The 23,321-nt window shown below is 66.7% G+C and carries 19 protein-coding genes and 1 pseudogene; 13 read left to right on the plus strand and 7 right to left on the minus strand.

Features of this window, described 5'->3' with window-relative positions; genetic code table 11:
• Window positions 1–37: 37 nt before the first annotated feature.
• Together ACQKIE_RS01395 and tdh are read right to left on the minus strand one after the other, a co-directional pair.
• Window positions 38–3,655: a DUF748 domain-containing protein gene (locus tag ACQKIE_RS01395; RefSeq protein ID WP_427455089.1), complete on the minus strand. Its 3,618-nt coding sequence runs from the start codon at window positions 3,653–3,655 to the stop codon at window positions 38–40.
• An 86-nt stretch (window positions 3,656–3,741) separates the two neighbouring features.
• Window positions 3,742–4,776: an L-threonine 3-dehydrogenase gene (gene tdh, locus ACQKIE_RS01400; protein ID WP_427455090.1), complete on the minus strand. Its 1,035-nt coding sequence runs from the start codon at window positions 4,774–4,776 to the stop codon at window positions 3,742–3,744.
• A gap of 163 nt (window positions 4,777–4,939) precedes the next feature.
• On the opposite strand from tdh, the gene ACQKIE_RS01405 reads away from it, so the two are divergent.
• The 12 genes from ACQKIE_RS01405 to ACQKIE_RS01460 all read left to right on the plus strand — a co-directional run bounded on the left by ACQKIE_RS01405 (window position 4,940) and on the right by ACQKIE_RS01460 (window position 19,013).
• Window positions 4,940–7,093: a S46 family peptidase gene (locus tag ACQKIE_RS01405; RefSeq protein ID WP_427455091.1), complete on the plus strand. Its 2,154-nt coding sequence runs from the start codon at window positions 4,940–4,942 to the stop codon at window positions 7,091–7,093.
• 268 nt (window positions 7,094–7,361) lie between these two features.
• Window positions 7,362–8,345, plus strand: coding sequence for a tRNA (adenosine(37)-N6)-dimethylallyltransferase MiaA (miaA, locus tag ACQKIE_RS01410; RefSeq protein ID WP_427455092.1), 984 nt, complete (start codon window positions 7,362–7,364; stop codon window positions 8,343–8,345).
• 88 nt (window positions 8,346–8,433) lie between these two features.
• Entirely contained in the window at window positions 8,434–8,694 is a 261-nt protein-coding gene (gene hfq, locus ACQKIE_RS01415; RefSeq protein WP_167023080.1) for an RNA chaperone Hfq, read from the plus strand.
• Window positions 8,695–8,787: 93 nt separating this feature from the next.
• Window positions 8,788–10,095, plus strand: a complete 1,308-nt coding sequence (gene hflX, locus ACQKIE_RS01420) for a ribosome rescue GTPase HflX (protein ID WP_427455093.1) — start codon at window positions 8,788–8,790, stop codon at window positions 10,093–10,095.
• Window positions 10,096–10,258: 163 nt separating this feature from the next.
• A complete protein-coding gene (gene hflK, locus ACQKIE_RS01425; RefSeq protein ID WP_427455094.1) occupies window positions 10,259–11,392 on the plus strand; it encodes a protease modulator HflK in 1,134 nt (377 codons plus the stop codon).
• A 53-nt stretch (window positions 11,393–11,445) separates the two neighbouring features.
• Window positions 11,446–12,258, plus strand: a complete 813-nt coding sequence (gene hflC / locus ACQKIE_RS01430) for a protease modulator HflC (RefSeq protein WP_427456758.1) — start codon at window positions 11,446–11,448, stop codon at window positions 12,256–12,258.
• A gap of 51 nt (window positions 12,259–12,309) precedes the next feature.
• Window positions 12,310–13,617 (plus strand): adenylosuccinate synthase, encoded by a 1,308-nt coding sequence (locus ACQKIE_RS01435; RefSeq protein WP_427455095.1) that lies wholly within the window; start codon window positions 12,310–12,312, stop codon window positions 13,615–13,617.
• A gap of 4 nt (window positions 13,618–13,621) precedes the next feature.
• Window positions 13,622–14,887, plus strand: a complete 1,266-nt coding sequence (gene folC / locus ACQKIE_RS01440; RefSeq protein WP_427455096.1) for a bifunctional tetrahydrofolate synthase/dihydrofolate synthase — start codon at window positions 13,622–13,624, stop codon at window positions 14,885–14,887.
• A gap of 93 nt (window positions 14,888–14,980) precedes the next feature.
• On the plus strand, window positions 14,981–16,015 hold the full coding sequence (locus tag ACQKIE_RS01445) for an SPOR domain-containing protein (RefSeq protein WP_427455097.1): 1,035 nt from the start codon (window positions 14,981–14,983) through the stop codon (window positions 16,013–16,015).
• Between the two features lie 42 nt (window positions 16,016–16,057).
• On the plus strand, window positions 16,058–16,693 hold the full coding sequence (locus tag ACQKIE_RS01450) for a CvpA family protein (RefSeq protein ID WP_427455098.1): 636 nt from the start codon (window positions 16,058–16,060) through the stop codon (window positions 16,691–16,693).
• 11 nt (window positions 16,694–16,704) lie between these two features.
• On the plus strand, window positions 16,705–18,183 hold the full coding sequence (gene purF / locus ACQKIE_RS01455) for an amidophosphoribosyltransferase (protein WP_427455099.1): 1,479 nt from the start codon (window positions 16,705–16,707) through the stop codon (window positions 18,181–18,183).
• Between the two features lie 17 nt (window positions 18,184–18,200).
• Window positions 18,201–19,013, plus strand: coding sequence for a ferritin-like domain-containing protein (locus tag ACQKIE_RS01460; RefSeq protein WP_427455100.1), 813 nt, complete (start codon window positions 18,201–18,203; stop codon window positions 19,011–19,013).
• On the opposite strand, the gene ACQKIE_RS01465 is transcribed toward ACQKIE_RS01460, so the two are convergent.
• The 3 genes and pseudogenes from ACQKIE_RS01465 to ACQKIE_RS01475 form a co-directional block, all read right to left on the minus strand.
• Window positions 18,994–19,242: a hypothetical protein gene (locus ACQKIE_RS01465; RefSeq protein WP_427455101.1), complete on the minus strand. Its 249-nt coding sequence runs from the start codon at window positions 19,240–19,242 to the stop codon at window positions 18,994–18,996. The genes ACQKIE_RS01460 and ACQKIE_RS01465 overlap by 20 nt on opposite strands.
• Entirely contained in the window at window positions 19,196–19,969 is a 774-nt protein-coding gene (locus ACQKIE_RS01470) for an MBL fold metallo-hydrolase (RefSeq protein ID WP_427456760.1), read from the minus strand. Before ACQKIE_RS01470 ends, ACQKIE_RS01465 begins: the two co-directional genes overlap by 47 nt.
• Window positions 19,970–20,027: 58 nt before the next feature.
• A pseudogene (locus tag ACQKIE_RS01475) lies at window positions 20,028–20,773 on the minus strand (SDR family NAD(P)-dependent oxidoreductase).
• Window positions 20,774–20,905: 132 nt separating this feature from the next.
• On the opposite strand from ACQKIE_RS01475, the gene ACQKIE_RS01480 reads away from it, so the two are divergent.
• A complete protein-coding gene (locus ACQKIE_RS01480) occupies window positions 20,906–21,793 on the plus strand; it encodes a LysR family transcriptional regulator (protein ID WP_427455102.1) in 888 nt (295 codons plus the stop codon).
• A 24-nt stretch (window positions 21,794–21,817) separates the two neighbouring features.
• Here the strand turns inward: ACQKIE_RS01480 and ACQKIE_RS01485 are convergent, their stop codons facing one another.
• Together ACQKIE_RS01485 and ACQKIE_RS01490 are read right to left on the minus strand one after the other, a co-directional pair.
• A complete protein-coding gene (locus tag ACQKIE_RS01485) occupies window positions 21,818–22,552 on the minus strand; it encodes a UDP-2,3-diacylglucosamine diphosphatase (RefSeq protein WP_427455103.1) in 735 nt (244 codons plus the stop codon).
• Complete coding sequence (locus ACQKIE_RS01490; protein ID WP_427455104.1) at window positions 22,549–23,319, minus strand: peptidylprolyl isomerase; 771 nt, start codon at window positions 23,317–23,319, stop codon at window positions 22,549–22,551. Before ACQKIE_RS01490 ends, ACQKIE_RS01485 begins: the two co-directional genes overlap by 4 nt.
• Window positions 23,320–23,321: the final 2 nt, after the last annotated feature.

Genomic DNA, 23,321 nt, shown 5'->3' on the forward strand with positions numbered 1-23,321 from the left:
AGGCCTTTGCCCGGATGAGAAAACCTCGATGCCAGTCTCAGTGCAGCCCGAAATCGACTCGTGTCGTCTTTCCGCCGTCGTCGATGCCCTTGGCGTCCGCCTTCGGCGCCACTACAAACACCCGCTTATCGTCCACTTTCCCCTGGAACCATTGCCGCACGGCGTTGGCGCGGCGCTCCGCGAGATGGCGCAGGGCATCCGCGTCGACCGGCATGTTGGTTTCCATGAGGGCCCGCATCTCGTCCGGGGGCAGCGACTTGGACAAGCCGATCATGTTCTTCGGCTTGGGAAAGGAAGCGTGGCGATAGGCCCGTTCAAGATACTTCTCACGCTCCTTGTCGGTCGGCGGGGTGTCGTCGTCGTCACCGGCGTTCACTTCTTCCTGGTGGATGAGATCGTCCACCATCACGGTTCGCAGCCCGGTTTCGTCCTTGGCCGGGTCGACGCGGCCGACGATATCGAGGCTGATGGAGGGCTTCTCGGCCAGGACCTTGGCGATGTCCGCCAACTTGGCCTGTCCCGTGCCGTCCAGCACCGCGGACCCCGGCGCGAATTCGACGTAGCCGAGGTCCGCGCGCCCGCCACCACCGCCGATGGACGCAAGCAGGCGGAAGGGTGACGTCACCGCCTTCACAATCAGGTTGCCGATGGCGCGCCAGACCAGCCCACCGACGCTGAACTGCGGATCGTCCAGCGAACCGGACACCGGGATACGCACGTCGATGCGGCCTTCGCTGTCCTTCAGCAGGGCCACGGCGAGTTTCACCGGCAGGTGGCTTACGCCCGGGCCTTCGATGCGGTCGCCGAAGGTGAGCTGGTCGATGAAGATGTGGTTGTCGGCGGTCAGCTTGCGCTGGTCGAGGAGATAGTGGACATCGACGTTGAGCCTGCCTTTCGTGATCGGGTAACCGGCGTACTTGCCGGAATAGGGCGACAGGTTCGCGAGCTGGATGCCCTCGGCTTTCGCCGTGACGTCGAGGAAGGCGACGGGCGTCAGTGGGTTGATCGTTCCGCGGATGTCGACGGGGGCGTTGTCGTCGAGCTGGCCCTCGAGCGTGAGCTCCGCCGGCGGGGCGCCGCCCGTCGTGCCGAAGGCACCGATCTTGCCCGTCAACTGCGTGACGTCCGCCGTGTAATTGGGCTTGATGAAGTTGTCGGTGTAATTGAGGTGTCCCTTGGTCAGTGTCACCTGGCCGATGCGGATGTCCGCCGCGGGACCCTCGGCCACTGGCGGCGTGGTCGCCGTGTCGGCGGCAGAGGCAGAGGCAGGGGTAGGCGTGGCCGCTGGCGCTGCACGCGCCTCGGTCACGGACACCGCGCCCGGTGCTTCCGGGTTGGCGACGACGTCCTGCAGGTTCAGGCGGCCATTCGCGTTTACGATGACGCGCGCATAGAAATCGTCCATGGCGATGCCGCCGATGGCGACGTGGGGCGCATCTTCGCCGAGGCGGATGGCCATGTCCGTGGCGCTCAACGCGTTCCAGCGCAGGAAGTCGGCGTCGGTCACCTTGTCCAATACGCGCACGCGCCCGAACGTCGCCTGGCTCCGGTAGGCGAGTCGCGCCGGGGCGTTGCCGCGATCGATATAGCGCACGCGCCCGTCGAGGCTCAGCAGTCCGCTGGCGATTCGCACATTCAGCGGTACCGTCACCAGCGACTGCAATGGCGCCACGTTGAGCTGCCGGGCCTTCACCACCAGCTGCGCGTCGAGGGGCTGGGGTTTCACCTTTCCGGTGACCGCGAACGTTCCTTTCCCGAGCGAGCCCTTCAGGTCGACGGCGACGGGTTGCTTCATGTCGCTGGACAACCCGTCCACGGCGAACGCCCCGGCCTTCAACTCGATGGCGTTGCGACGTCCCTGCGCCTTCGCGTCACGAAGCGTGACCGCGCCGTCGCCCAGGCCGACGTGCGCGATGCTCCAGCGCCATCCTGGCGACGTCGAGGAGGATGTCGCCGGACCCGGCGTCGTCTTCAGCATGCCGGCGATGTCGAGGCTGCCGTCCGTGAGTCGCCGCAGGTCCAGCGCGAGTCCGTCGAGGGTCAGGCTGTCGAGACGTGCCTCGCTGGTCGCGAGGTCGACCAGGGCGATCGATGCCTTCATCGACTTCCACGTGACCGGGGCGGCACGCTCGTGTCGCGGAACGAGGCGGAAGGCGTCCACGTTCGCCTTCGTCCTGGCGATCCGCACCACCGCCGCCTCGTGCCAGTCGAGCGACAGTTCGCCGTCTGCACCGAGCGTCCCGCCCGCGATGTCCGCATCGAGCGGGAGTGGGGCGAGCGCCACGAGCGTGGCGAGCGATACGTTCGCGAGCGAGAGGTGGCCGGTGTAGCGGCTGGCCGCCAGGTCGAGCGTGCCTTTCGTGGCGACATGGCCACCGGCCATGCTCGCCGCGAGATCGAGTGTCGCTGCCGGCGCGGCAACCGTGCTCACGCCACGCATGGTTCCTCGCACGCCGTCGAGCAGCAGATGCGCGGGCGATGGCGCGGCAAGGTCTGCGTAGTCGATGGTCGCATCCCGCAGGACCAACGCATCGATGCGCACGTCCGTCGGCTTCGCGTCCGCCGGCGCGGGGTCCGATGGGCCGGAACTCAGCGCGTCGAAGTTGCTGCGGCCGCCCGGTAACCGCGCGTAGCGCAAGCCGAAGCGGTCCAGCGCCACGGTGCCGAGGCGATAGCGCGAGGTCAGTGGCTCGATAGCGGTCAAGGCCGCATCGCCGTGGGCCAGCGCGAGGAGAGGACTACCGTTCTTTTCGGTGACCTTGAGGTCGTCGACGATGAGCCGGCCGCTCAGGACGACGCGTGGCTGCGCGTCCGTCATCGTGAAACGAAGGTCGAGCAAGCCAGACAATTTGCCGCTCGGGACCGATACCGGTAGCGGCGTCGGCACGAAACCGAGGTAGCGGGGCAGGTCGAGGTGGTCGAGGTGGAAGCTGACGAGTGATTCGCGGCTGTTGGCGAAGGGTTTGGTCTGTCCCTCGACGCGCAACGGGCTTCCGTCCACGTTCATCGCCAACAGCGGCCGCACGTAGATATCGGTCGCGCTGGGCAGGCTCGCGACGAAAGGAATGCCGAGTTCGATGTGATCCAGGCGATGCGTCGCGTCGAGCACGCGATCGTCGAAGTCCACCTGTCCGCCGTGGATGGCGATGTTAGAGATGGCGAACCTCGCCGGGCCCTCGTCGGGCTCCGACGGCACGGAGGCGAATCGATCGACGATATCGGAAACGTTGAACCGTTGCGGTGCCGTGCGTTGCAGGCGGACCTTCGGGCCCTCGACGTCGAGCGCGTCCAGGATCGGCGCGGCACGGAAAAGCGATGCCCAGGAGGCGTTCGCGGTGATCCGGTCGACATCCAGGAATGGTGTCTTGCCGTCTGCCTCGCCCACGTGCAAGTGCTCGACGACGAGGTTCAGCGTGAAGGGATTGAGCGACAGGCTGCCGATCGTCACCGGGCGACCCAACGCCGCACTGGCGCGGGATTCCGCCTGCGCGCGAATCAAGGGCGGCGCGGCGAGGAACCCGAGCAGGCCGAAAACGACCAGTGCAATCGCGACACCGGCGACGATGCGCCGCGCGCGTCGCGATCGGTAGGCGACGAGGGCGCGCTCGCGGCCCTTGTCCAGGTAAAGCTTCCCCTTGGTCCTGCGTGTTTCCATACCGCCACTCCTCGCTCGACCCTGGTTCCCCCGGCGGAGTGTACTCGCCGGGGAACCGGTCGGAAGGGCGGATCAGGCAATACGGATCAGGTCCAGGAGCAGACGACCTTGCCGCACTGGCCGGCGTCCATGAGGTCGAAGCCCCGTTGGAAGTCGTCGATGGCGATCTGGTGCGTCAACACCTTCTGCAACGGGAAGCCCGTGAGGACCATCTGGGTCATCTTGTACCAGGTCTCGTACATCCGCCGACCGTAGATGCCTTGCAGCGTCAGGCCCTTGAAGATCACCTTGTCCCAGTCGATGCCGGCGCCGCGCGGCATGATGCCGAGCATGGCGATCTTGCCACCGTGGTACATGCACTCGATCATGTCGCCGAAGGCACGCGGATTGCCGCTCATCTCGAGGCCGACATCGAAGCCCTCGATGTGCAGGTCCTTCACCACATCCTTCAACGACTGGTTGGCGACGTTCACCACGCGGGTCGCGCCCATGTCGGCGGCCAACTTGAGACGGTAGTCGTTCACGTCGGTGACCACGACGTTGCGCGCACCCACGTGCTTCGCGATGCCAGCCGCGATGATGCCGATGGGGCCCGCGCCGGTGATGAGCACGTCCTCGCCGATGAGTTCGAACTCCAGCGCGCAGTGCGCGGCGTTGCCATAAGGATCGAAGAAGGCAGCCAGCTCCGACGGGATCTGGTCGGGGATCGGCCACAGGTTCGAGGCCGGCATCGTCATGTATTCGGCGAAGGCGCCGTTGCGATTCACGCCGATGCCGATCGTGTTCGGGCACAGGTGCTGGCGACCGGCGCGGCAGTTACGACAATGGCCGCAGACGATGTGACCCTCGGCGGACACGCGGTCGCCGATCTTGTAGCCGGTGACGCCCGGGCCGATCTCCGCGATGCGGCCGACGAATTCGTGGCCGATGGTGAGGCCGGGCTGGATGGTGCGCTGGGACCACTCGTCCCACTTGTAGATATGCAGGTCCGTGCCGCAGATGGCGGTTTTCTCGACCTTGATCAGGACTTCGTTCGGGCCGACCTGCGGGACCGGCACTTCTTCCATCCAGATGCCTTGCTCTGGCTTGCGCTTGACCAGCGCCTTCATCGTCTGCTGCATGGGATTTAGGGATTCCGGGGCGGGGAAGGTCCGCGGCGCGGACCGAAACCGTGATTATAAGTGGGCGCGCTTCCCACGGCCATTGCCAGCCATGGCGGGGCCCTCTATGGTCGGAACGGTCATTTCTTGCGACCGTTTTACCGACCACAGGGGCCGAACAACGATGCGAATCCGCTCAATGATGCTGGGAGCCGCCATGGCGCTGGCGCTGGACGCCAAAGCCGACGAGGGCATGTGGCTGCCTTCGCAGCTGCCGGGGCTTGCGAAGAATCTCAAGGAGGCCGGTTTCCGCGGCGACCCGAAGGACCTCGCCGACCTGACCCGGGCGCCATTGAACGCCGTGGTCCGGATCGGCGGCGGTACAGGGTCGTTCGTCTCGGCCGATGGCCTGGTCATCACGAACCACCACGTGGCTTTCGGCGTCATCCAGTACAACTCCCGGCCGGACCGCGACCTGATCGCCAACGGCTACGTCGCCCCCGACCGGGCGGGCGAATTGCCGGCCAACCCCGATTACCGCCTGCGCGTGACCGTCGGCTTCGACAAGGTCACCGACCGTGTGCTGGCCGGGGCCAGGGGTAAGACCGGGAGGGCGTACTACGACGCGGTCGACGCTGCCAGCAAGGCGCTGGTCGCCGAGTGCGAACAAGGCGAGGGCTTCAAATGCAGCGTCGCCAACATGTTCTACGGGCGCGACTTCTATCTGGTGAAGCAACTCGAGCTGCGCGACCTGCGTCTCGTCTACGCGCCGCCCCGTGCCATCGGCAATTACGGCGACGAGATCGACAACTTCGTCTGGCCGCGTCACGCGGGCGATTTCACCATCCTCCGCGCATACGTCGGTCCGGACGGCAAGCCGGCCGACTATTCGCCGGAGAACAAGCCCTACCGCCCGCCGTCACACCTGAAACTGGCGACCGGGGGCGTGGCCCAGGGCGATTTCGTCATGCTGGCCGGGTATCCAGGCATCACCTACCGTCACCGGACGGCGGCCGAGTTCGCGGACCAGGTGGAATGGCGCCTCCCGACCTCGGTGGACGTGCTCAAGGCTTTGCAGGACGTGATCGAGGCAAAGGGCAAGGACGACAAGGAAGCCGGCATCCGTTATGCCTCTCAACTGCAGTCGCTGAAGAACGGCATCAAGCGCTTCAGCGGCGAGTTGGAAGGCCTGCGGCGGAGCGACGCCGTCGCCGTTCGGCGCGACGACGAGGCGGCGATGCTCGCCTGGCTCGCCACGCAACCGGACGGAAAGACGCTCACGCCGGACATCGATCGTGCGATGGCGCTCATCGCCGAAGGCAAGGGCGTGCGCGAGCGCGACCTGCTCGTCGGCCTGCTGTCGTCGCAGACCCAGCTCATGAAGGGCGCGCTCGCGGTGGATCGGCTGTCCGTGGAACGGCCCAAGGCCGACGCGCAACGCGAGACGGGATACCAGAAGCGCGACGAGGAACTGATCCGCAGCCAGCTGAAGCAGATCCAGCGCCGCTACGACCCGGCGGTCGAGAAGGCCCTGGTCACCTCGATGATGCTGCGTTACCAGAAGCTTCCGGATGCCGCGCGCCTCCCGGAGGTCGACGCGGTGTTCGGCCGCACGCCAGCCGACCTGGCGAAGGCGCTCGATCGGATGTACGCCGGCACGAGCTTCGGCAGCGAGGCCGAGCGCACGCGCCTGTTCGATGCGCCACCCGCCGCGGTCGCGGCCAGCAAGGACCCCTTGCTGGTGGCCGCACGCACCCTGCGTCCGGCACTGCTCCGCATCGAGGACGAGCGCAAGTCACGGGAGGGCGACCTGCTTCGGCTGCGTCCCGCCTACATGCAGGCATTGATCGCCTATCGCGAAAAGCAGGGCAAGGCGGTCTATCCCGATGCGAATTCGACACTGCGCGTGAGCTACGGCAAGGTCACGCCGCTCGTGGCGCGCGACGCCGTCACCTATGCACCCGTGACGACCGTTGCCGGCATCGTCGAGAAGAACACGGGCAAGGAGCCCTTCGACGCACCGAAACCGTTGCTCGACGCGATCCACAAGGGAGATTTCGCCGGCTATGCCGATCCCGTCACCGGCGCCATGCCCGTCGACTTCCTGAGCAACCTCGATACGACCGGCGGCAACTCCGGATCGCCGGTGCTCAACGCGAAGGGCGAACTCGTCGGCTTGAACTTCGATAGCAACTGGGAAGCGGTGAGTGCCAGCTGGATGTACGACCCGCGCTACAAGCGGGCGATCCACGTGGACATGCGCTACATCCGCTGGTTGATCGACAAGGTGTACCCGTCACCGGCCCTGCTCCGCGAACTGGGCGTGCCCAACGACTGATTATCCACAGGGAATGTGGATACGCACTGCATAAGCTTGTGGACAACTCGGATCCACCGTTATGTGGCAGGTGCTTGCGTTGCGCTGGTCAAAAATCCGCCAGCGCGTTCGCGATATCCACAGCCTGTGTGGATACCCGCTGCATAAGCATGTGGACAACTCGGCTTCGACCTTGCGCGACATGGACTTGCGTTGCGCTGGTCAATACGTGGCCACTGACTCGCGCCACGTGCGCTAACCTTGCGGTCGCCCGACGACACGCGCCCGCATGACCATCGACGACCGCCCCCTCGCCATCTTCCTGATGGGTCCCACCGCCTCGGGGAAGACGGCGCTCGCCTGTGCGTTGGCCGATCGGTTTCCCGTGGGCCTGGTCAGTGTCGACTCGGCGCTCGTTTATCGACAGCTCGACATCGGTTCGGCCAAACCGGATGCCGCCACGCTCGCGCGTTATCCGCATGCGCTGGTCGATATCCGCGATCCCTCCCAGCCGTATTCCGCGGCCGAGTTCCGCGAGGATGCCGTGGCGGCGATGGATCGAATCACGGCCGAAGGCAAGGTGCCGTTGTTGGTGGGCGGCACGGGCCTGTACTTCCACGCGCTGCAGCGCGGGTTGTCCGATCTTCCCGAGGCGGATCCCGCGTTGCGCGAACGCCTCTTCGCCGAGGCGTCGGTCATCGGCTGGGATGCCATGCACGCGCGGATGGCCGCGCTCGACCCGGCAGCCGGCAAGCGCATCCGGCCGGCGGACGCCCAGAGGATCCAGCGCGCGCTCGAAGTGATGGAACTGACGGGGCGTCCGCTCAGCGAACTCCAGCAGGGCGGGAGCGCCGTCCGTTTTCCCTGGCGGGTGCTGAAGCTCGCGTTGGTCCCGGAGGACCGTCGCGCGCTCCACGAACGGATCGCCCAGCGCTTCGACGCCATGCTTGCCGCGGGCTTCCTGGACGAGGTGCGCGCCCTGCGTGCCCGGGGTGACCTCCATGCCGACCTGCCCGCCATTCGCGCGGTCGGGTATCGCCAGGCCTGGGAATATCTCGAAAGTGAAGGCGGCGATGCCACGGAATTCCGCAACCGTGGTATCTATGCCACTCGTCAGCTCGCGAAGCGTCAGGTCACCTGGCTCCGTAGCGAGTTCGACGCCCGCACGTTCGACCCGGACCGGGGGGATCCGTTGCCCGAGGCGGAACGTGCGGTGGAGCAGTTCGTCGGAATGCCGAGGCCATCACGGTCGCGGCTTCCAGCGGGCATTTAAAAGCAGTTAAGATTCAGGGCACTTGGGCCGGGGCGTCTTCAGGCGTTTTTTACCCGGACCCGTACGAGTAGCGTAGGGGAGAAGAAGAATGTCCAAAGGGCAATCGTTGCAGGATCCATTTCTGAACGCACTGCGCCGCGAGCGCGTACCGGTCGCCATCTACCTGGTGAACGGGATCAAGTTACAAGGCACCATCGAGTCGTTCGACCAGTTCGTGGTGCTGCTGCGCAACCAGGTGAGCCAGATGGTTTACAAGCACGCCATCTCCACGGTCGTTCCCAGCCGGAACGTCCGGGTCGGCGGTCACGAGAACCACGGGGATGCCGCTTCCGGCGACGGCGAGGGTTGAGGGGCCCTCGGCGGAATCCCGTATAGGGACGATCGGTGCGCGTGTGCCCCAGGGCTGCGCGCATCCTTACTCCACATGAGGTCATTCCCCTAAGTGTTCGATAGACAAAAGAAAGGCGACCGCGCCGTGCTGGTCCTGCCGCATTCCCGCGGCGATGGCGATGCGACGCGTCGCGGCGAGGAATTCGCCGAACTCGTGTCCTCGGCCGGTGCCGAGATCCTTGCCAGCATCCCGGCACGCGTCGTCGTGCCAAACCCCCGGTATTACATCGGCACCGGCAAGGCCGACGAAGTGGCGGAGGCCGTTAGTGCCCTCGACGCCGATCTGGTCCTGGTCGACCACGTGCTCAGTCCGGTGCAGGAGCGCAACCTCGAGAAGCACCTGAAGGCGCGCGTCGTCGATCGCGCGGGCCTGATCCTGGACATCTTCGCGCAGCGTGCCCGTTCCCACGAGGGCAAGCTCGAGGTGGAGCTGGCCCAGCTCAAACACCTGGCCACTCGCCTCGTCCGCGGCTGGACCCACCTGGACGCCCAGCGCGGCGGTGCCATCGGCAACCGTGGCCCGGGCGAAACCCAGCTGGAAACCGACCGCCGCCTGCTCGCCGAGCGCGTGAAGATGCTGACCAAGCGCCTCGAAAAGGTCGGCGTGCAGCGGGACCAGCAGCGCCGCGCGCGCTTGCGCAATACCGTGCCGCGCGTGGCCCTCGTGGGCTATACGAACGCCGGCAAGTCCACGCTCTTCAACGCCCTCACCACCGGCGGCGTCTATGCCGCCGACCAGCTGTTCGCCACGCTCGATCCCACGGTGCGCAAGATCGACGGGCTCGCCTGTGGTCCAACGGTGGTGGCCGATACGGTGGGCTTCATCCGCGAACTCCCGCACGACCTCGTCGCGGCGTTCCGGGCGACCCTGGCCGAAGCGCGCGACGCGGACCTCCTGATCCACGTCAGCGATGCCGCGGACGAGGAACGCGAACTGCTCGGTCGGGTGGTGAACTCGGTACTCGAGGAGATCGGCGCGGGCGACGTGCCCCAGCTCTCCGTGATGAACAAGATCGACCTCGTGGAAGCCGCGCCCCGCGTCGATCGCGGAGACGACGGCAAGCCGCGGCAGGTGTGGCTCTCCGCCGCCACGGGCGAAGGACTGGATGGCCTGCGCGAGGCGCTGGGAGAGCTGCTCGGCGGCGACCGCGTCCGCGCTGGGCTTGAGCTTCCTCTCAGTGCGGGTCGGCTGCACGCCCGGCTGAAGGCGGCGGGCGCGATCGCGGGCGAAGCCGTCGACGAGCACGGCTGGCACCTCGACATCGACGCGCCGCGCTCGGTCCTGGCGCCATTGCTGGGCGACGATGCGCACGGCGGCGCGCTCCGCGAACTGATCGATCCGCCGCAAGCCGAGTTCTGAGCGAGCACTCTCGCGCAGCCATCTGGTAGAATTCGGGGTGTTTGCGTGCCTTCCCGGCGCGGCGACGGGTGCTCGCGCGCCCGGCGTCCATGCCCGCCGTCACGCTTCCATCCCGAGGCTTTGAAGCCACCCACCCTCCGGTCCCCGAAGGAGACTGCCGCCCATGGCTTGGAACGAACCCGGCAACGGCCAGAAGGACCCCTGGAATCGCAACCGGCCCGGGGGGCGCAAACCCGACCTCGACGGCGCGATCAAAAGCCTCAAGGCCCGCCTTGGCCGCTTCGGCGCGGGCAGCGGCGGCATCCTCGCCGTCGTGCTCGTCTTCATCGTGGCGTGGCTTCTGGTGTCGAGCTACACGGTGATCGACGCCCGGCAGGTGGGCGTGGTGCTGCGCTTCGGCCAGTTCTCGCGCATCCTCCCGCCTGGCTTCCACCTCAAGGCGCCCAGCCCCGTCGAGACGGTGACCAAGGTCGAGACGACCCAGGTACGCTCGGTGTCGGACAACGTGTCCATGCTCACCCGCGACGAGAACATCATCGCGATCGACTTCAACGTGCAGTACCAGGTGTCCGACGCCCGGAAGTTCCTGTATTCGAACGCCGACCGTGAAGAAGACACCATCCATAACGCGGCCGAGGCCGCCGTGCGTTCGGTGGTCGGCGCCAACATCATGGACAACATCCTGACCACGCCGGGCACCGACACGCCCGCGCCGGCCCAGGCCCCGGCCACCGGTGTCGCGCCCGCCGCGAAGGAAACCCTCCAGCAGCAGACCCGGGACATCCTCCAGGCCACGCTCGACAAGTACGACGCCGGCATCCTCGTCACGGGCGTCAGCTTCCAGAACGTCTCGCCGCCGAAGGAAGTGAAGGACGCCTTCGACGACGTCAACGCCGCCCGCGAAGACAAGCAGAGCGAGGAGAACAAGGCCCGCGCCTACGAGAGCCAGGTCGTCCCGGTCGCACGTGGCGAAGCCGCGCGCATCGCCGCCGAGGCGGATGCCGAGCGCGTCGAGCGCGTCGCCCGCGCCAATGGCGACGTCGAGCGCTTCAACCTGCTGCTCAAGGAATACCGTGCCGCTCCGGAGGTGACCCGCCGTCGCCTGTGGCTTGAGACGGTCGAGGACGTGATGGCAGGCAATCCCAAGGTGATCGACGGCAGCAACGGCAAGAACATCATCCAGTTGCCGGTGGAAGCGAACAACGCCGCCGTGCGCAACGTGCCGGGCGTCGGCACGGTCATCCAGTCCGCGACGACGGACGCCAATCCGAACCCGCCGCAGGGGAACGTCCAGTGAAGTTCGTTACCGGCATCATCGTCGTCGTCCTCGTCCTCCTCGGGTTCAACAGCATGTTCGTGGTCAAGGAGGGCGAGAACGCGCTGCTCCTCCAGTTCGGCCGCATCGTGCGAGCCGATTACCAGCCCGGCCTGCACTTCAAGATCCCCGTCGTGCAGCAGGTCATGCGCTTCGACAACCGCATCCTCGGCCTCGACGCGGAGCCCGAGCGTTACTTCACGCTGGAAAAGAAGAGCGTCAACGTCGACTTCTACGTGAAGTGGCGCATTGCGGACAACGCTGCCTTTTACCGCGCCACCTCGGGCGAGCAGGTGCAGGCGATCCAGCGCCTCACGCCGATCGTTAAGGACGCCCTGCGCTATGAATTCAACGCGCGTCCCCTCGAGGACCTGATCGCCGGCGGCCGCAAGGACATCACCGAGCGCGTGCGCTTGCAGACGGATGCCGTGGCCCGCAAGAACCTCGGCATCGCGGTGGTCGACGTACGGATCAAGCGCATCGACCTGCCCGACGAAGTCAGCGGCTCGGTGTACAAGCGCATGCGCGCCGAACGCCTGCAGCTCGCGAACGAACTGCGCTACACCGGCCAGGAGAGCGCCGAGACCATCCGCGCCGACGCCGATCGCCAGAAGCTCGTGCTGCTGGCCGACGCCAATCGCGAGGCCACCAAGGTCAAGGGCGACGGCGACGCGCAGGCGGCCGCCATCTACGCGCAGGCCTACAGCCAGGACCCGGAGTTCTTCGCGTTCTATCGCAGCCTCTCGGCATACCGGAAGGCCTTTGCGGATGGCAAGGGCACCTTCGTGCTGAAGCCCGATTCCGAATTCCTGCGCTACCTCAACGACGGCCCCGGCCGCCAGCGCTAACCACCGAATCCTTATCGCCCGCCAGGGCAACGAAACGAAGAGAACCGTCAAATGGGCAAGTCAGTCGTCATTCTCGGCGCGCAATGGGGCGACGAGGGCAAGGGCAAGATCGTCGACCTCCTCACCGAACGCGTGGGCGCCGTCGCGCGCTTCCAGGGTGGCCACAACGCCGGCCATACACTGGTGATCAAGGGCAAGAAGACCGTCCTTCACCTCATTCCCTCGGGCATCCTGCGCGACGACGCGCTGTGCCTGATCGGCAACGGCGTCGTGCTGTCGCCGGCCGCGCTCATGAGTGAAATCGCGGAACTGGAAGAGCAGGGCGTGGACGTGCGTCCTCGCCTCAAGATCTCGCCCGCCACGCCGCTGATCATGCCGTACCACATCGCCGTCGATAAGGCGCGCGAGGCCGCCTCCGGCGCCAAGGCCATCGGCACGACCGGCCGCGGCATCGGCCCGGCTTACGAGGACAAGGTGGCTCGCCGTTCGATTCGGGTGGCCGACCTCATGTACCCGCACGAGCTGCCGGAGAAGGTGAAGGCCGCCGTCGACTACTACAACTTCGTGCTCACGCAGTGGCTGAAGGCCGATCCGGTCGACTACCAGACCGTGCTCGACGAGGCGCTGACCTGGGGCGAATACCTGCGGCCGATGGTCGACGACGTCGCCACCATCCTGCACGACGTCCGCCGCGACGGCGGCAACATCCTCTACGAAGGCGCGCAGGGCGCGCTCCTCGACATCGACCACGGCACCTATCCGTACGTCACCTCGTCCAATACCACCGTCGGCGGCGCGCTGGCCGGTACCGGCGTGGGCGCGCGCGATATCGACTACGTGCTGGGCATCTGCAAGGCCTACGCGACCCGCGTCGGCAGCGGCCCGTTCCCCACCGAACTCAACGACGAGATGGGCGAACTGCTGCGCAAGAAGGGCAACGAATTCGGTGCCAGCACCGGTCGCCCGCGTCGCTGCGGCTGGATCGACCTGGTGGCGCTGAAGCGCGCGGTCCAGATCAACGGCATCGACGGCCTCGCGATCACCAAGCTCGACGTGCTCGACGGGCTGGAAAGCATCAAGGTCTGCATCGCCTACGAATACCGCGGCAAGCGTCGCGAGCTCGCACCGCTGGACGCGGACGGCTGGGACGAGTGCAAGCCGGTCTACCTCGAGTTCCCCGGTTGGGAAGAATCCACTGCGGGCATCCGCGACTGGAACAAGCTGCCGCCAGCGGCACGCGCCTACCTGCGCGCCGTCGAGGAACTCTCCGGCTGCAAGCTGGCACTCGTGGCCACCGGCGCCGATCGTGACGACACGATCGTCCTCGACGATCCGTTCGGTAGCGACGGCAACTGCTGATCGCATGACGCGAACGCTGGGCGAGTGGCTGTCGTACCAGGAGCGCACGCACCCGCGCGAGATCGAACTCGGTCTCGCGCGGGTACGCACGGTCTGGGAAGCGATGGGCGCGCCACGCCCGGCGCCGATCGTGATCACGGTCGGCGGTACCAATGGCAAGGGCTCCACGGTCGCCTTGCTTGAAGGCATGCTACGAGCCGCTGGCTATCGCACCGGCTGTTACACCTCGCCGCACCTGCTCCGCTATAACGAGAGGATCAGGATCGACGGCGTCGACGCGAGCGACGACGCGCTCGTCGCGTCGTTCGAGCGCATCGAGGCCGCGCGCGGCGCGATTCCCCAGACCTACTTCGAATTCGGCACCCTGGCGGCGTTGGACCTCATGGCGCGGGCGTCCCTGGACGTCGCGATCCTCGAGGTCGGCCTCGGCGGGCGCTTGGACGCGGTGAACATCGTCGACGCGGACGTCGCCGTCGTGACCACGGTCGACCTCGACCACCAGGATTGGCTCGGCAACGATCGCGACAGCATCGGGCGCGAGAAGGCCGGCATCGCACGGGCAGGGCGGCCCGCCATCATCGGCGAACCCGACCCGCCGCGGGGCTTGCTGGATGCGTTGCGCGCCATTGGCGCGACCATCATCCGAGCCGACGAAACCTACACCGCCGATGTGCCGAATGGCGCGGGCGCGTGGCGATGGGAACACCAGGACGGAACATCGTTCGCGCTTCCCCTTCCCGCACTCGATGCCCCGGTGCAGATCGCCAACGCCGCGACGGCGATCGCCGCCATCCATGCGCTCGGCTCGCGCGTCGACGTGTCCCCGGAAGCGATCCGTCATGCCCTGGCCGCCGTTCGCGTCGCCGGCCGCCTGCAGTGCATCGCCGACCATCCGCGCACCCTGGTCGACGTAGGTCACAACCCGCAGGCGGCGCGCGCCCTGGCGGCCTGGCTGGACGCGCAACCGGCGAGCGGCCGCGTCTTTGCGGTCTACGGCGCCCTGGCGGATAAAGACATCGCGGGCGTCGTCACGGCCATCGGCGCCCGGATCGACCGGTGGTTCCTGGCGGGCCTGGACCGCGACACGCCGCGCGGCCTGGCGGCGGGAGCGCTGGCGGCGACGGTGGCCGCCGCGCTGCCCGATGCAGCGAGCGCCGCGTACGCGACCGTGGCGGACGCCTGGGCGGCAGCCCGCGCCTGCGCAGGTGAAGACGACACGGTGCTCCTGTTCGGCTCGTTCTTCGTGGCGGCCGCGGCGCTGACCGGCTAGCTGCGGCAGGTTTCCCCTGTAGGAGCCGCTCCCACACCCATTGCCGGTTATAATCGCGTCGATTCGCATTGCACCGGTCGTATGGAGCCTTCCTTGAAAACACGCCTGCTGGGTGCCGCTGTCCTGATCGCTCTGTTGGTCCTGTTCGTGCCGATGTTCTTCTCCAGCACGCCGCCCAAGACAGACACGGACCAGACCGTGAGCCTGGCCATCCCGCCGGCGCCCGACCGCGAGCTGCAGTCGCGCACCCTCGACGTCGCACCGGCCGGCACGCCCGTCGCGCCCGGGGCCAACGCACCCGCGACGCAGCCGGCGACCCCCGCTTCGACCCCCGCCACGCCGGCCGCCACGGTGACGCCGGGCAATGGCAACCAGCTGGCCTCCGTGAACATCGCCTCGCGCAAGCCTGCCGACGCGCTGCCGGAAGATTTCGCCAACGCCCCGACCCCGGCCCCGGCCAAGCCCACCGCGGCGACACCTCCGAAGCCGGCCGCACCGGCGCCGGCGCCGGTCGCGCCCCCTGCCGCGCAGGCTTTGCCAGCGGGCACGGCCGCCCGCGGCAGCTACAGCATCAATCTCAGCGCCTACGCCGATCGCGCCAAGGCCGATGCCCTGGTCCAGAAGGTGAAGGCCTTGGGCTACCCCGTGAGTACCGCCGCCACGACCCAGGCCGGCAAGTCGTTGACCCGTGTTACCGCCGGGCCGTTCGAGACCCGCGCAGCCGCCGAGGCGGCCCGCCTGAAGATCGTCGCCGCGGCCCCAGGGGCCCCCGCGACGCTCTCGACCCGTGCCGAGACGCAGACGGCGGATGCGCCCGCGCCCGCGCGCCCGGCAGCTGCCAAGGCACCCGCGGCGGCGACGCCCGTCGTGCCGGCCGCCGCTCCGCGGGCTGGCGGCTTCGCGGTCCAGGTCGCCGCGGTCAGCAGCGAGGCCGACGCCACCCGCCTGCGCGACAAGCTGCGCGGCGCCGGCATCCCGGGTTACGTCGACAGCATCGCTTCCAGCAGCGGCGCGAAGCTCTGGCGCGTCCGCGCCGGGCCGCAGACGCAGCGCGACGACGCCGTGCGCCTCAAGGACCAGATCAAGGCGAAAGTGGGCCTCGACGGTGTCGTCGTGTCGGCCCCCTGACGGGTCCGACCAGCCAACTGTCGCCAAGCCGCGGAGTACCGAGTGAACTGGGCCGATTACGTCATCCTCGCCGTGCTGTTCATCTCGGTCTTGATCGGCCTGGCGCGCGGCCTCATCTCCGAAGTGCTTTCACTGGTGATCTGGGTGGCGGCTTTTTGGGTGGCCTGGCTGTTCGGGCCGGCGGTCGCGCGGTATTTCGAAGGCAGCGTCACGTTGCCGACGGCGCGGATCGCGATCGGTTACGGGCTCTGCTTCATCACGGTGCTGCTGGTGGGCGCCGTGTTCCGGTTCCTGATTTCGCGTCTGGTCTCGGGAACGGGCTTGGGCGGCGTGGATCGCCTCCTCGGGATGCTCTTCGGTCTCGCGCGCGGCGTGCTCATCGTCAGTGGTGTCGTGTTCCTGTTGAGCTTCACGCCGTTACCGAACGAGCCGATGTGGCGAGAGTCGGCGATGCTGCCGCAGTTCGCCGCGCCGGCGGCCTGGCTGGGCCAGCAGGTCCCGGCGAACGTGCGCGAGTACATGCATCCGCCCGCGGCGCTGAAGGACATGAAGCTGCCTGATGTGAAACTCCCGAGCCGGGAAGAATTGATGAAACTGCGCGACCTCACGACGCCCGCGCGGCCCTCGCAAGAACAGAACGCTCACCCTGCCGCCGCGACCACGGCGGCCTCTTCGTAGAAGGCAAGACCATGTGCGGAATCATCGGCATCGTCGGTACCACGGAAGTGGCATCGGCCCTGTATGACGGCCTGACCGTCCTGCAACATCGCGGGCAGGATGCCGCCGGCATCGCCACCGTGGATGGCGCCCGCCTGCGCCTGCACAAGGGCAACGGCCTGGTTCGCGACGTCTTCAACTCGGCGGGCGTGAGCAAGCTGCGCGGTCGCATCGGCATCGGCCATTGCCGCTACCCCACCGCGGGTTCGGAGGGCACCGAGGAGGCGCAGCCGTTCTACGTCAACTCGCCCTATGGCATCGCCTTCGCGCACAACGGCAACCTCGTGAATACCGAGACGCTGCGCAAGGAAATGTTCGAGGACGATCGTCGCCACATCGACACCGATTCCGATTCCGAAGTACTGCTCAACGTGCTTGCGCACGAGTTGCAGGTGGAAGATCGCGGCAACCTCACGCACGAGCACGTGTTCAAGGCGGTGTCGCGCGTGCACGCGCGGGCGCGCGGCGGCTATGCGTGCATCGCCCTGGTACTGGGCTATGGCCTCATCGCCTTCCGCGATCCGAACGGCATCCGTCCGCTGGTACTCGGCGAGCGGATCTCCGCCGAAGGTCGCGAGTACGCGGTCGCTTCCGAGTCCGTGGCGCTCGACGTCCTGGGCTTCAAGCGCGTGCGTGACGTCGCGCCGGGCGAGGCGGTGATCATTACCGAGGGTGGCGAACTGCTCGCGCAGCATTGCGCCGAGGGCGCGGTCCACGCGCCCTGCATTTTCGAATACGTCTACCTCGCGCGTCCCGACTCGATGATCGAGGACGTCTCGGTCTACAAGGCGCGGCTGCGCATGGGCGAGAAGCTCGCCGAGAAGATCCTGCGCGAGCGCGGCCCGGATCACGGCATCGACGCGGTCATTCCGATTCCCGATACCTCGCGCACCGCGGCAAGCTCGCTGGCGCAGGCGCTGGGCGTGCCGATGCGCGAAGGCCTGGTGAAGAATCGCTACATCGGCCGCACCTTCATCATGCCGGGGCAGGGTGAGCGCGTGAAATCGGTACGCCGCAAACTCAACGCGATCGACCTCGAGTTCCGCAAGAAGAACGTACTGCTGGTGGACGACTCCATCGTCCGCGGCACGACATCGCGGCAGATCATCCAGATGGCCCGCGACGCAGGCGCGAAGAACGTCTATTTCGCCTCGGCCGCGCCGCCGGTGCGCTATCCGAACATCTACGGCATCGACATGCCCGCGGCCTCGGAACTGATCGCCGCGGGACGTACGGTGGAGGAAGTGGAGAAGGCGCTCGGGGCCGACTGGTTGATCTACCAGGACCTCGAGGACCTGATCTGGGCTGTCGCCGATGGCAACGAGGAGCTGCGCCGGTTCGACACCTCGTGCTTCTCCGGCGAGTACGTCACCGGCGTCGACGCGCGCTTCCTCGAACAGCAGGAGTCCCTGCGGTCCGACGCGGCGAAGAACGAACGCCGCAGCGCGTGAAACTGCCTCCCTGATCCATGAGCGATCTGCACGCCGCCGCACGACGCTGCCTCGATGCAAGCGATCCCGTTGAGAAGGTGCGGCTGAGCTTCGAAACTTTCTCGGCGCTGCAAACCGGGAGCGTCGCAGCGGACCCTGCCTCGCCGCCACCGTTGCCGATCGGCCTGCCGGGGCGCCCCGAGAGGCCGCGCCTCGTACCGGCGCGTGAACTCGCACAGCGTGGCCTCGGCACGGAAGCCGGACGCGCCGCCCTCGTGCACGCCATCGCGCATATCGAATTCAATGCCATCGACCTTGCGTGGGATGCGGTCTATCGCTTTCGCGGCAAGCCGGCGGATTTCTATCGCGATTGGGCCGCCTGCGCGAACGACGAGGCGCGTCACTTCACCATGCTCTCCGCACGCCTGGCCGAACTCGGTGCCGCCTATGGCGACTTCGACGCGCATAACGGTTTATGGGAAATGGCGGAGAAGACAGCACATAGCGATACGGCGCGCATGGCGCTCGTGCCGCGCGTGCTCGAGGCACGCGGCCTGGACGTCACGCCGGGGATGATGGAGCGCCTGCGCCGGCAGGGCGACGAGAGGACGGTGGCCATCCTCGAGGTCATCCTGCGCGAAGAAGTAGCGCACGTGGCGGCCGGGACGCGCTGGTTCCACTGGTGCTGCGACCGTGACGGCATCGAGCCGGAAGCGACGTTCGCGCAACTCCTAACGGATTATATGAATGGCTCGCTGCGCGGACCGTTCAACCTCGATGCACGCCGCGCTGCCGGCTTCTCCGAATCCGAATTGGCGTGGCTGGGCACGCTCAGCGGACCGCGTCGTTGACATAAGGCACCGGTACCCAGACGAAGTGGGCGCCATCGCGGCGTACTCGTCCCATGCCGGGAAAATGTATGTGTGGCATTGCGACGAGATAGCCGTGTTCGGCGGCGTCGGAGAAGGCTTTGACTCGTTGTGTGCCCGCGCGCTTCTGGTCTTCGTCGTATTTGATGGTCTGGGAGGGGTCGTCAAACTGCACTTCCTCGACATGCACCGTGTCGCCCCAGAACTCCATTTTTTTTGCCCGCGTCTTCAAGTACAAAGTACGATTGACCGGGCGTATGCCCGTACCCAGGGAGCGTGCGAATGCCGGGGAATAGCTGCTCCCCGCTTTCGAATGTTTTTACCTTGCCGGTTGCCAGATAGGGACCCAAGGTTTGATCGACGCCCTTGAAGAAGGTCCTGGTGGGCTCCTCCGCTTTATCCGCGGCGGCTTTGTCCATCCAAAAGGCGAGTTCCTTCTTGCTGACATGGATTACCGCATTAGCGAAGACCTTCTGTCCGCCAACCGCAAGACCGCCGGTATGGTCAGGATGAATGTGCGTGACCAGGATATCGGTGACTTGATCGGGTTCCATGCCCGCGGCCCTCAAACTCGACGTGAGCTTGTTCAATGTAGGGCCGAAGAGTTCTCCGGCTCCCGCATCGACAAGAATGACCTTCTTGTCCAAGAGAATCAGGAATGCGTTAACGGAGACGTCGAGTGGCAATTTGACGCCCTTTCTGGTCATCACCCGCGCGGCTTCCGTGGGATTCGACAGCTCCTTGGTCAAGTCGAGCGTGACGGTTCCGTCGGAAAGGGCGATCACGTCGACTTTTCCAAGCTTGAACCGGAAGTAGCCGGCCTGTTCTCGATCGAGCTTCGCCTGAGGCACACCCGCGCATGCGGTATGCGGCACGATAGGCGCGGTGCCGAGCAGAAGCAGGCAGACCGCATTGCGCAGCTGTCGTGAAGGACGCATTGTTCTAAGCATTGAGATTTCCAGTGATCCAGTAATTGCCCGAGTACCCGGCTGTTGGTCAGAGTTTCGATCCGCCATCCACGGCGAGCACCTGACCGGTGATCCACCGCGCCGCCGGTGACGCGGCGAACGCAATCGCATCCGCGATGTCCGCGGCTTCGGCGATGGTTTTCAGCGCTTGCATGCGCAACGCCGCATCGCGCCCTTCCTCGGTCTTCGTGAAGTTCGACATATCGGTATCGACAACGCCCGGCGCCACGGCATTCACGCGGATCCCGCGCTCGCCAAGGAAGCGGCGAGGTGCCGAACAAGCGTCTCGACGGCGCCCTTCGATGCCGCATAGGCTGAGATCCTCGGCAACGCCGTACGCGCGGCAAGCGACGAGACGAAAACGATCGAGCTGCCTTCTCCGAGAACGTCCAGCAGCTGCTGGACGAGGAAGTAGGGAGCGCGGACATTCACGGCGAACAAGTGGTCGAAATCGGCGACGGTGAAGTCTTCCAGCGGGGTCGCATTGGTGACACCCGCATTCGCGACGAGAATGTCCAGACGACCACCGACGATCGCCCTGGCGCGGTCGGCGAGGATCAGCGGACCATCTGCGATCCCAAGGTCGGCGCCGATCGCCACTGCGCGACCACCGCCGGCGACGATTTCCGCGACAAGGGTTGCCGCCTCTGCGGAAGAATGCCCGTAATGGACGAGCACCTCCGCACCCATGCTGGCAAGGGCCAACGCGGTGGCCCGGCCGATACCGCGGGATGCGCCCGTGACGAGCGCCGTCTTCCCGGCAAGACTATTCATCGACCCTACCTCGAGAGAACTGAGCTCATCGGCTCAACTGGGTCATAGGATGAGGGCCGCTACCGCAGCGCACCAAGACTTTGTAGGATGGGTGTCATGCCTCGGAGGCATGACTACGGCACTCCACCTCGCATGGAACTCAGACATCTCCGCTACTTCATCGCCGTCGTCGAGGCAGGTAGCTTCACGCTAGCCGCGGGCCGGCTGCACACTTCGCAGCCTTCGCTCAGCCGGCAGATCCGCGACCTCGAAGAAGAGGTCGGAGAGTCATTGCTGCTCCGCAACCCCCGAGGCGTGCAAACCACGGCCGCGGGGCAGGCGTTCCTCGCACATGCCCGTACGGCGGTGGTCCAGGTCGAGGCGGCTCGTGAAGCGGCTCGGCGGGCCGCCCACCCCAGCAAGCCAGTCCTCGCCATGGGTTTTCTCACGGGTCAGGAACTGCGCTGGCTCCCGCGGATCACCCGCCTGCTGGCGGATCGACTGTCGGCGATCGAGTTATCCCTCTCCAGCAATCATTCGCCACTGCTCGCCGAGGAACTGCGTCGCGGCCGGCTGGACGTCGCCTTCATGCGCGCCGAGAGCGACATGCCCGAGCTGGCCTATCGTTCGATCGCGAGGGAGCCCCTGATCGTCGTGATGCCGAGCGATCATCCGCTCGCCGCCGACTCCGCCGTCGAGCCCTCGAGTCTGGCCGCACACACCTTCATCAACGTGTCGGGCACGGCTCCCGCGGTGCGCCGCGTGATCGATGCTTATCTCGAAGCGAACGGCCTCCATGTCGCACCGGCGCACGATGTCGACAACCTGGCCATGGCGATGTCGCTGATCTCATCCACGCGAGGGATATCGCTATTGCCCGAGTACGCGACGGACTTCCTTCCGCGATCGGTCACCAGCCGCCCGCTCCGTGGCGACCCGCCCATGATCGACTTTGTCGCGGCATGGGACCCGTCCAACAGGTCGACGACACTGAAGTCGCTCCTGGAGCGACTCGACGATCTCTCGGCGCCCGGCGCATAGACTCTGCTCCGGTTCGCGCCAGTGTCACCCCGCGGGCAAGGCGAGTCCGCGCAGGTCCGCCTGTCCGCCGTCGATTACCAGCACTGACCCGTGGTCGTACCAGTCCCCCAGCACGATACGTTGCGCCGCCACGCCATCTAGCGTGAAGTCGTGGACGGCTGGCCGATGCGTATGCCCGTGCACCAGGCGGCGCACGCCGGCCTGCCGCATGGCGTCTTCGACCGCACCCTGATTGACGTCCATGATCGTCTCGTCGATGCGCCCGGTGCGCGACTTGCTGTCACTGCGCGCCTTCGCGGCGAACGCGCGGCGGGCTTCGAGGGGCATGGAAAGGATCTGCGTCTTCCACGCCTCGGTACGGACCTGTGCGCGAACCGCCTGGTATTCGACATCGTCGGTGCAGAGCACGTCACCGTGCATCAGCAGGGTAGGCACGCCTTCGATGGCGTGCACGGTGCCGTCGTCGAGCAGCGTCATGCCCGCGCGCTCGGCGAAAGCGGGCCCGAGCAGGAAATCGCGGTTGCCGACCATGAAGTACACCGACACCCCCGCATCGCGCAGGCCGCGCGTCGCGACAGCGATGCGCTCCGGCAGTTCGGCATCGTCGTCGTCGCCGATCCAGGCTTCGACGAGGTCGCCCAGGATGTAGAACGCCGTCGCGGAACGCGCTTCATCGGAGGCGAGGAAGCGTTCGAACAAGGTTGTGATATCGGGCCGCGCATCGTCCAGATGTAGGTCGGCGATGAACAGCGTGCTCATGCCGGCGTCGAGGCCGTGGCGGGCTTCTTCTCGGTTTTCTTCGGCGTCGCGGTCTTGGCAGCCGGTTTCGCGGGACCTGCCGGGGCAGCCGTCTTCGCCGGCGCTTTCGTCGCGCCCGCCGGAGTCGAGGTCGTCGTCGCGGGAGCGGGCGTGGCCCGTTCCTCGCCGACGACGTTGGCCGATTCGATGATCACCAAGGGATTCGGCACATCGCCGACGAACGGGCCTTGGGCGCGGGTAGGCAGTTTCGCGATCTTGTCGATCGTGTCCATCCCGGAGGCGACCTTGCCGAAGACCGCAAAGCCCCAGGTCAGGCTGCTCTGGTTGCCGACGTAATCGAGGCGCCGGTTGTCGACCAGGTTGACGAAGAACTGCGACGTGCCCGAGTTCGGGTCGGTGCCTCGGGCCACGGCCACCGTGCCCCGCAGGTTCGACAGGCCGTTGTCGGCTTCGCTTGGAATGGCCGCGCGCGTGCGCCGCTGGGTGAGGTCGCGGCTGTAAAGCCCACCCTGGACCATGTAGCCGTCCACCACGCGATGGAAAACGGTGCCGTCGTAGAAGCCGTCGCGGACGTACTGCAAGAAGTTGGCGACGCTCTTGGGCGCCTTCTCCGGATACAGCTCGAGGGTGAATTCGCCCTGGCTCGTATGTATCACGACGCGCGGATGTTCCACGGCCGCAGGGGACGGGGTCGCCGGCTTGGCCGCCTGCGCGAGCGTGACGGCAGGCAGGAGGAAGAGGGCGCTGGCGAGTACGGCTCTGAACATGG

It is taken from the genome of Luteibacter sp. NPDC031894 (assembly GCF_050273135.1).
Lineage (GTDB): Bacteria > Pseudomonadota > Gammaproteobacteria > Xanthomonadales > Rhodanobacteraceae > Luteibacter.

Excerpts from the sequence above, each read along its gene's own strand:
- ACQKIE_RS01395 (WP_427455089.1), bottom strand. The coding sequence starts at position 3,655 with ATGGAAACACGCAGGACCAAGGGGAAGCTTTACCTGGACAAGGGCCGC.
- tdh (WP_427455090.1), bottom strand. The coding sequence starts at position 4,776 with ATGCAGCAGACGATGAAGGCGCTGGTCAAGCGCAAGCCAGAGCAAGGC.
- ACQKIE_RS01405 (WP_427455091.1), top strand. The coding sequence starts at position 4,940 with ATGCGAATCCGCTCAATGATGCTGGGAGCCGCCATGGCGCTGGCGCTG.
- miaA (WP_427455092.1), top strand. The coding sequence starts at position 7,362 with ATGACCATCGACGACCGCCCCCTCGCCATCTTCCTGATGGGTCCCACC.
- hfq (WP_167023080.1), top strand. The coding sequence starts at position 8,434 with ATGTCCAAAGGGCAATCGTTGCAGGATCCATTTCTGAACGCACTGCGC.
- hflK (WP_427455094.1), top strand. The coding sequence starts at position 10,259 with ATGGCTTGGAACGAACCCGGCAACGGCCAGAAGGACCCCTGGAATCGC.
- hflC (WP_427456758.1), top strand. The coding sequence starts at position 11,446 with ATGTTCGTGGTCAAGGAGGGCGAGAACGCGCTGCTCCTCCAGTTCGGC.
- ACQKIE_RS01435 (WP_427455095.1), top strand. The coding sequence starts at position 12,310 with ATGGGCAAGTCAGTCGTCATTCTCGGCGCGCAATGGGGCGACGAGGGC.
- folC (WP_427455096.1), top strand. The coding sequence starts at position 13,622 with ATGACGCGAACGCTGGGCGAGTGGCTGTCGTACCAGGAGCGCACGCAC.
- purF (WP_427455099.1), top strand. The coding sequence starts at position 16,705 with ATGTGCGGAATCATCGGCATCGTCGGTACCACGGAAGTGGCATCGGCC.
- ACQKIE_RS01460 (WP_427455100.1), top strand. The coding sequence starts at position 18,201 with ATGAGCGATCTGCACGCCGCCGCACGACGCTGCCTCGATGCAAGCGAT.
- ACQKIE_RS01465 (WP_427455101.1), bottom strand. The coding sequence starts at position 19,242 with ATGGAGTTCTGGGGCGACACGGTGCATGTCGAGGAAGTGCAGTTTGAC.
- ACQKIE_RS01470 (WP_427456760.1), bottom strand. The coding sequence starts at position 19,969 with ATGCGTCCTTCACGACAGCTGCGCAATGCGGTCTGCCTGCTTCTGCTC.
- ACQKIE_RS01480 (WP_427455102.1), top strand. The coding sequence starts at position 20,906 with ATGGAACTCAGACATCTCCGCTACTTCATCGCCGTCGTCGAGGCAGGT.
- ACQKIE_RS01485 (WP_427455103.1), bottom strand. The coding sequence starts at position 22,552 with ATGAGCACGCTGTTCATCGCCGACCTACATCTGGACGATGCGCGGCCC.
- ACQKIE_RS01490 (WP_427455104.1), bottom strand. The coding sequence starts at position 23,319 with ATGTTCAGAGCCGTACTCGCCAGCGCCCTCTTCCTCCTGCCTGCCGTC.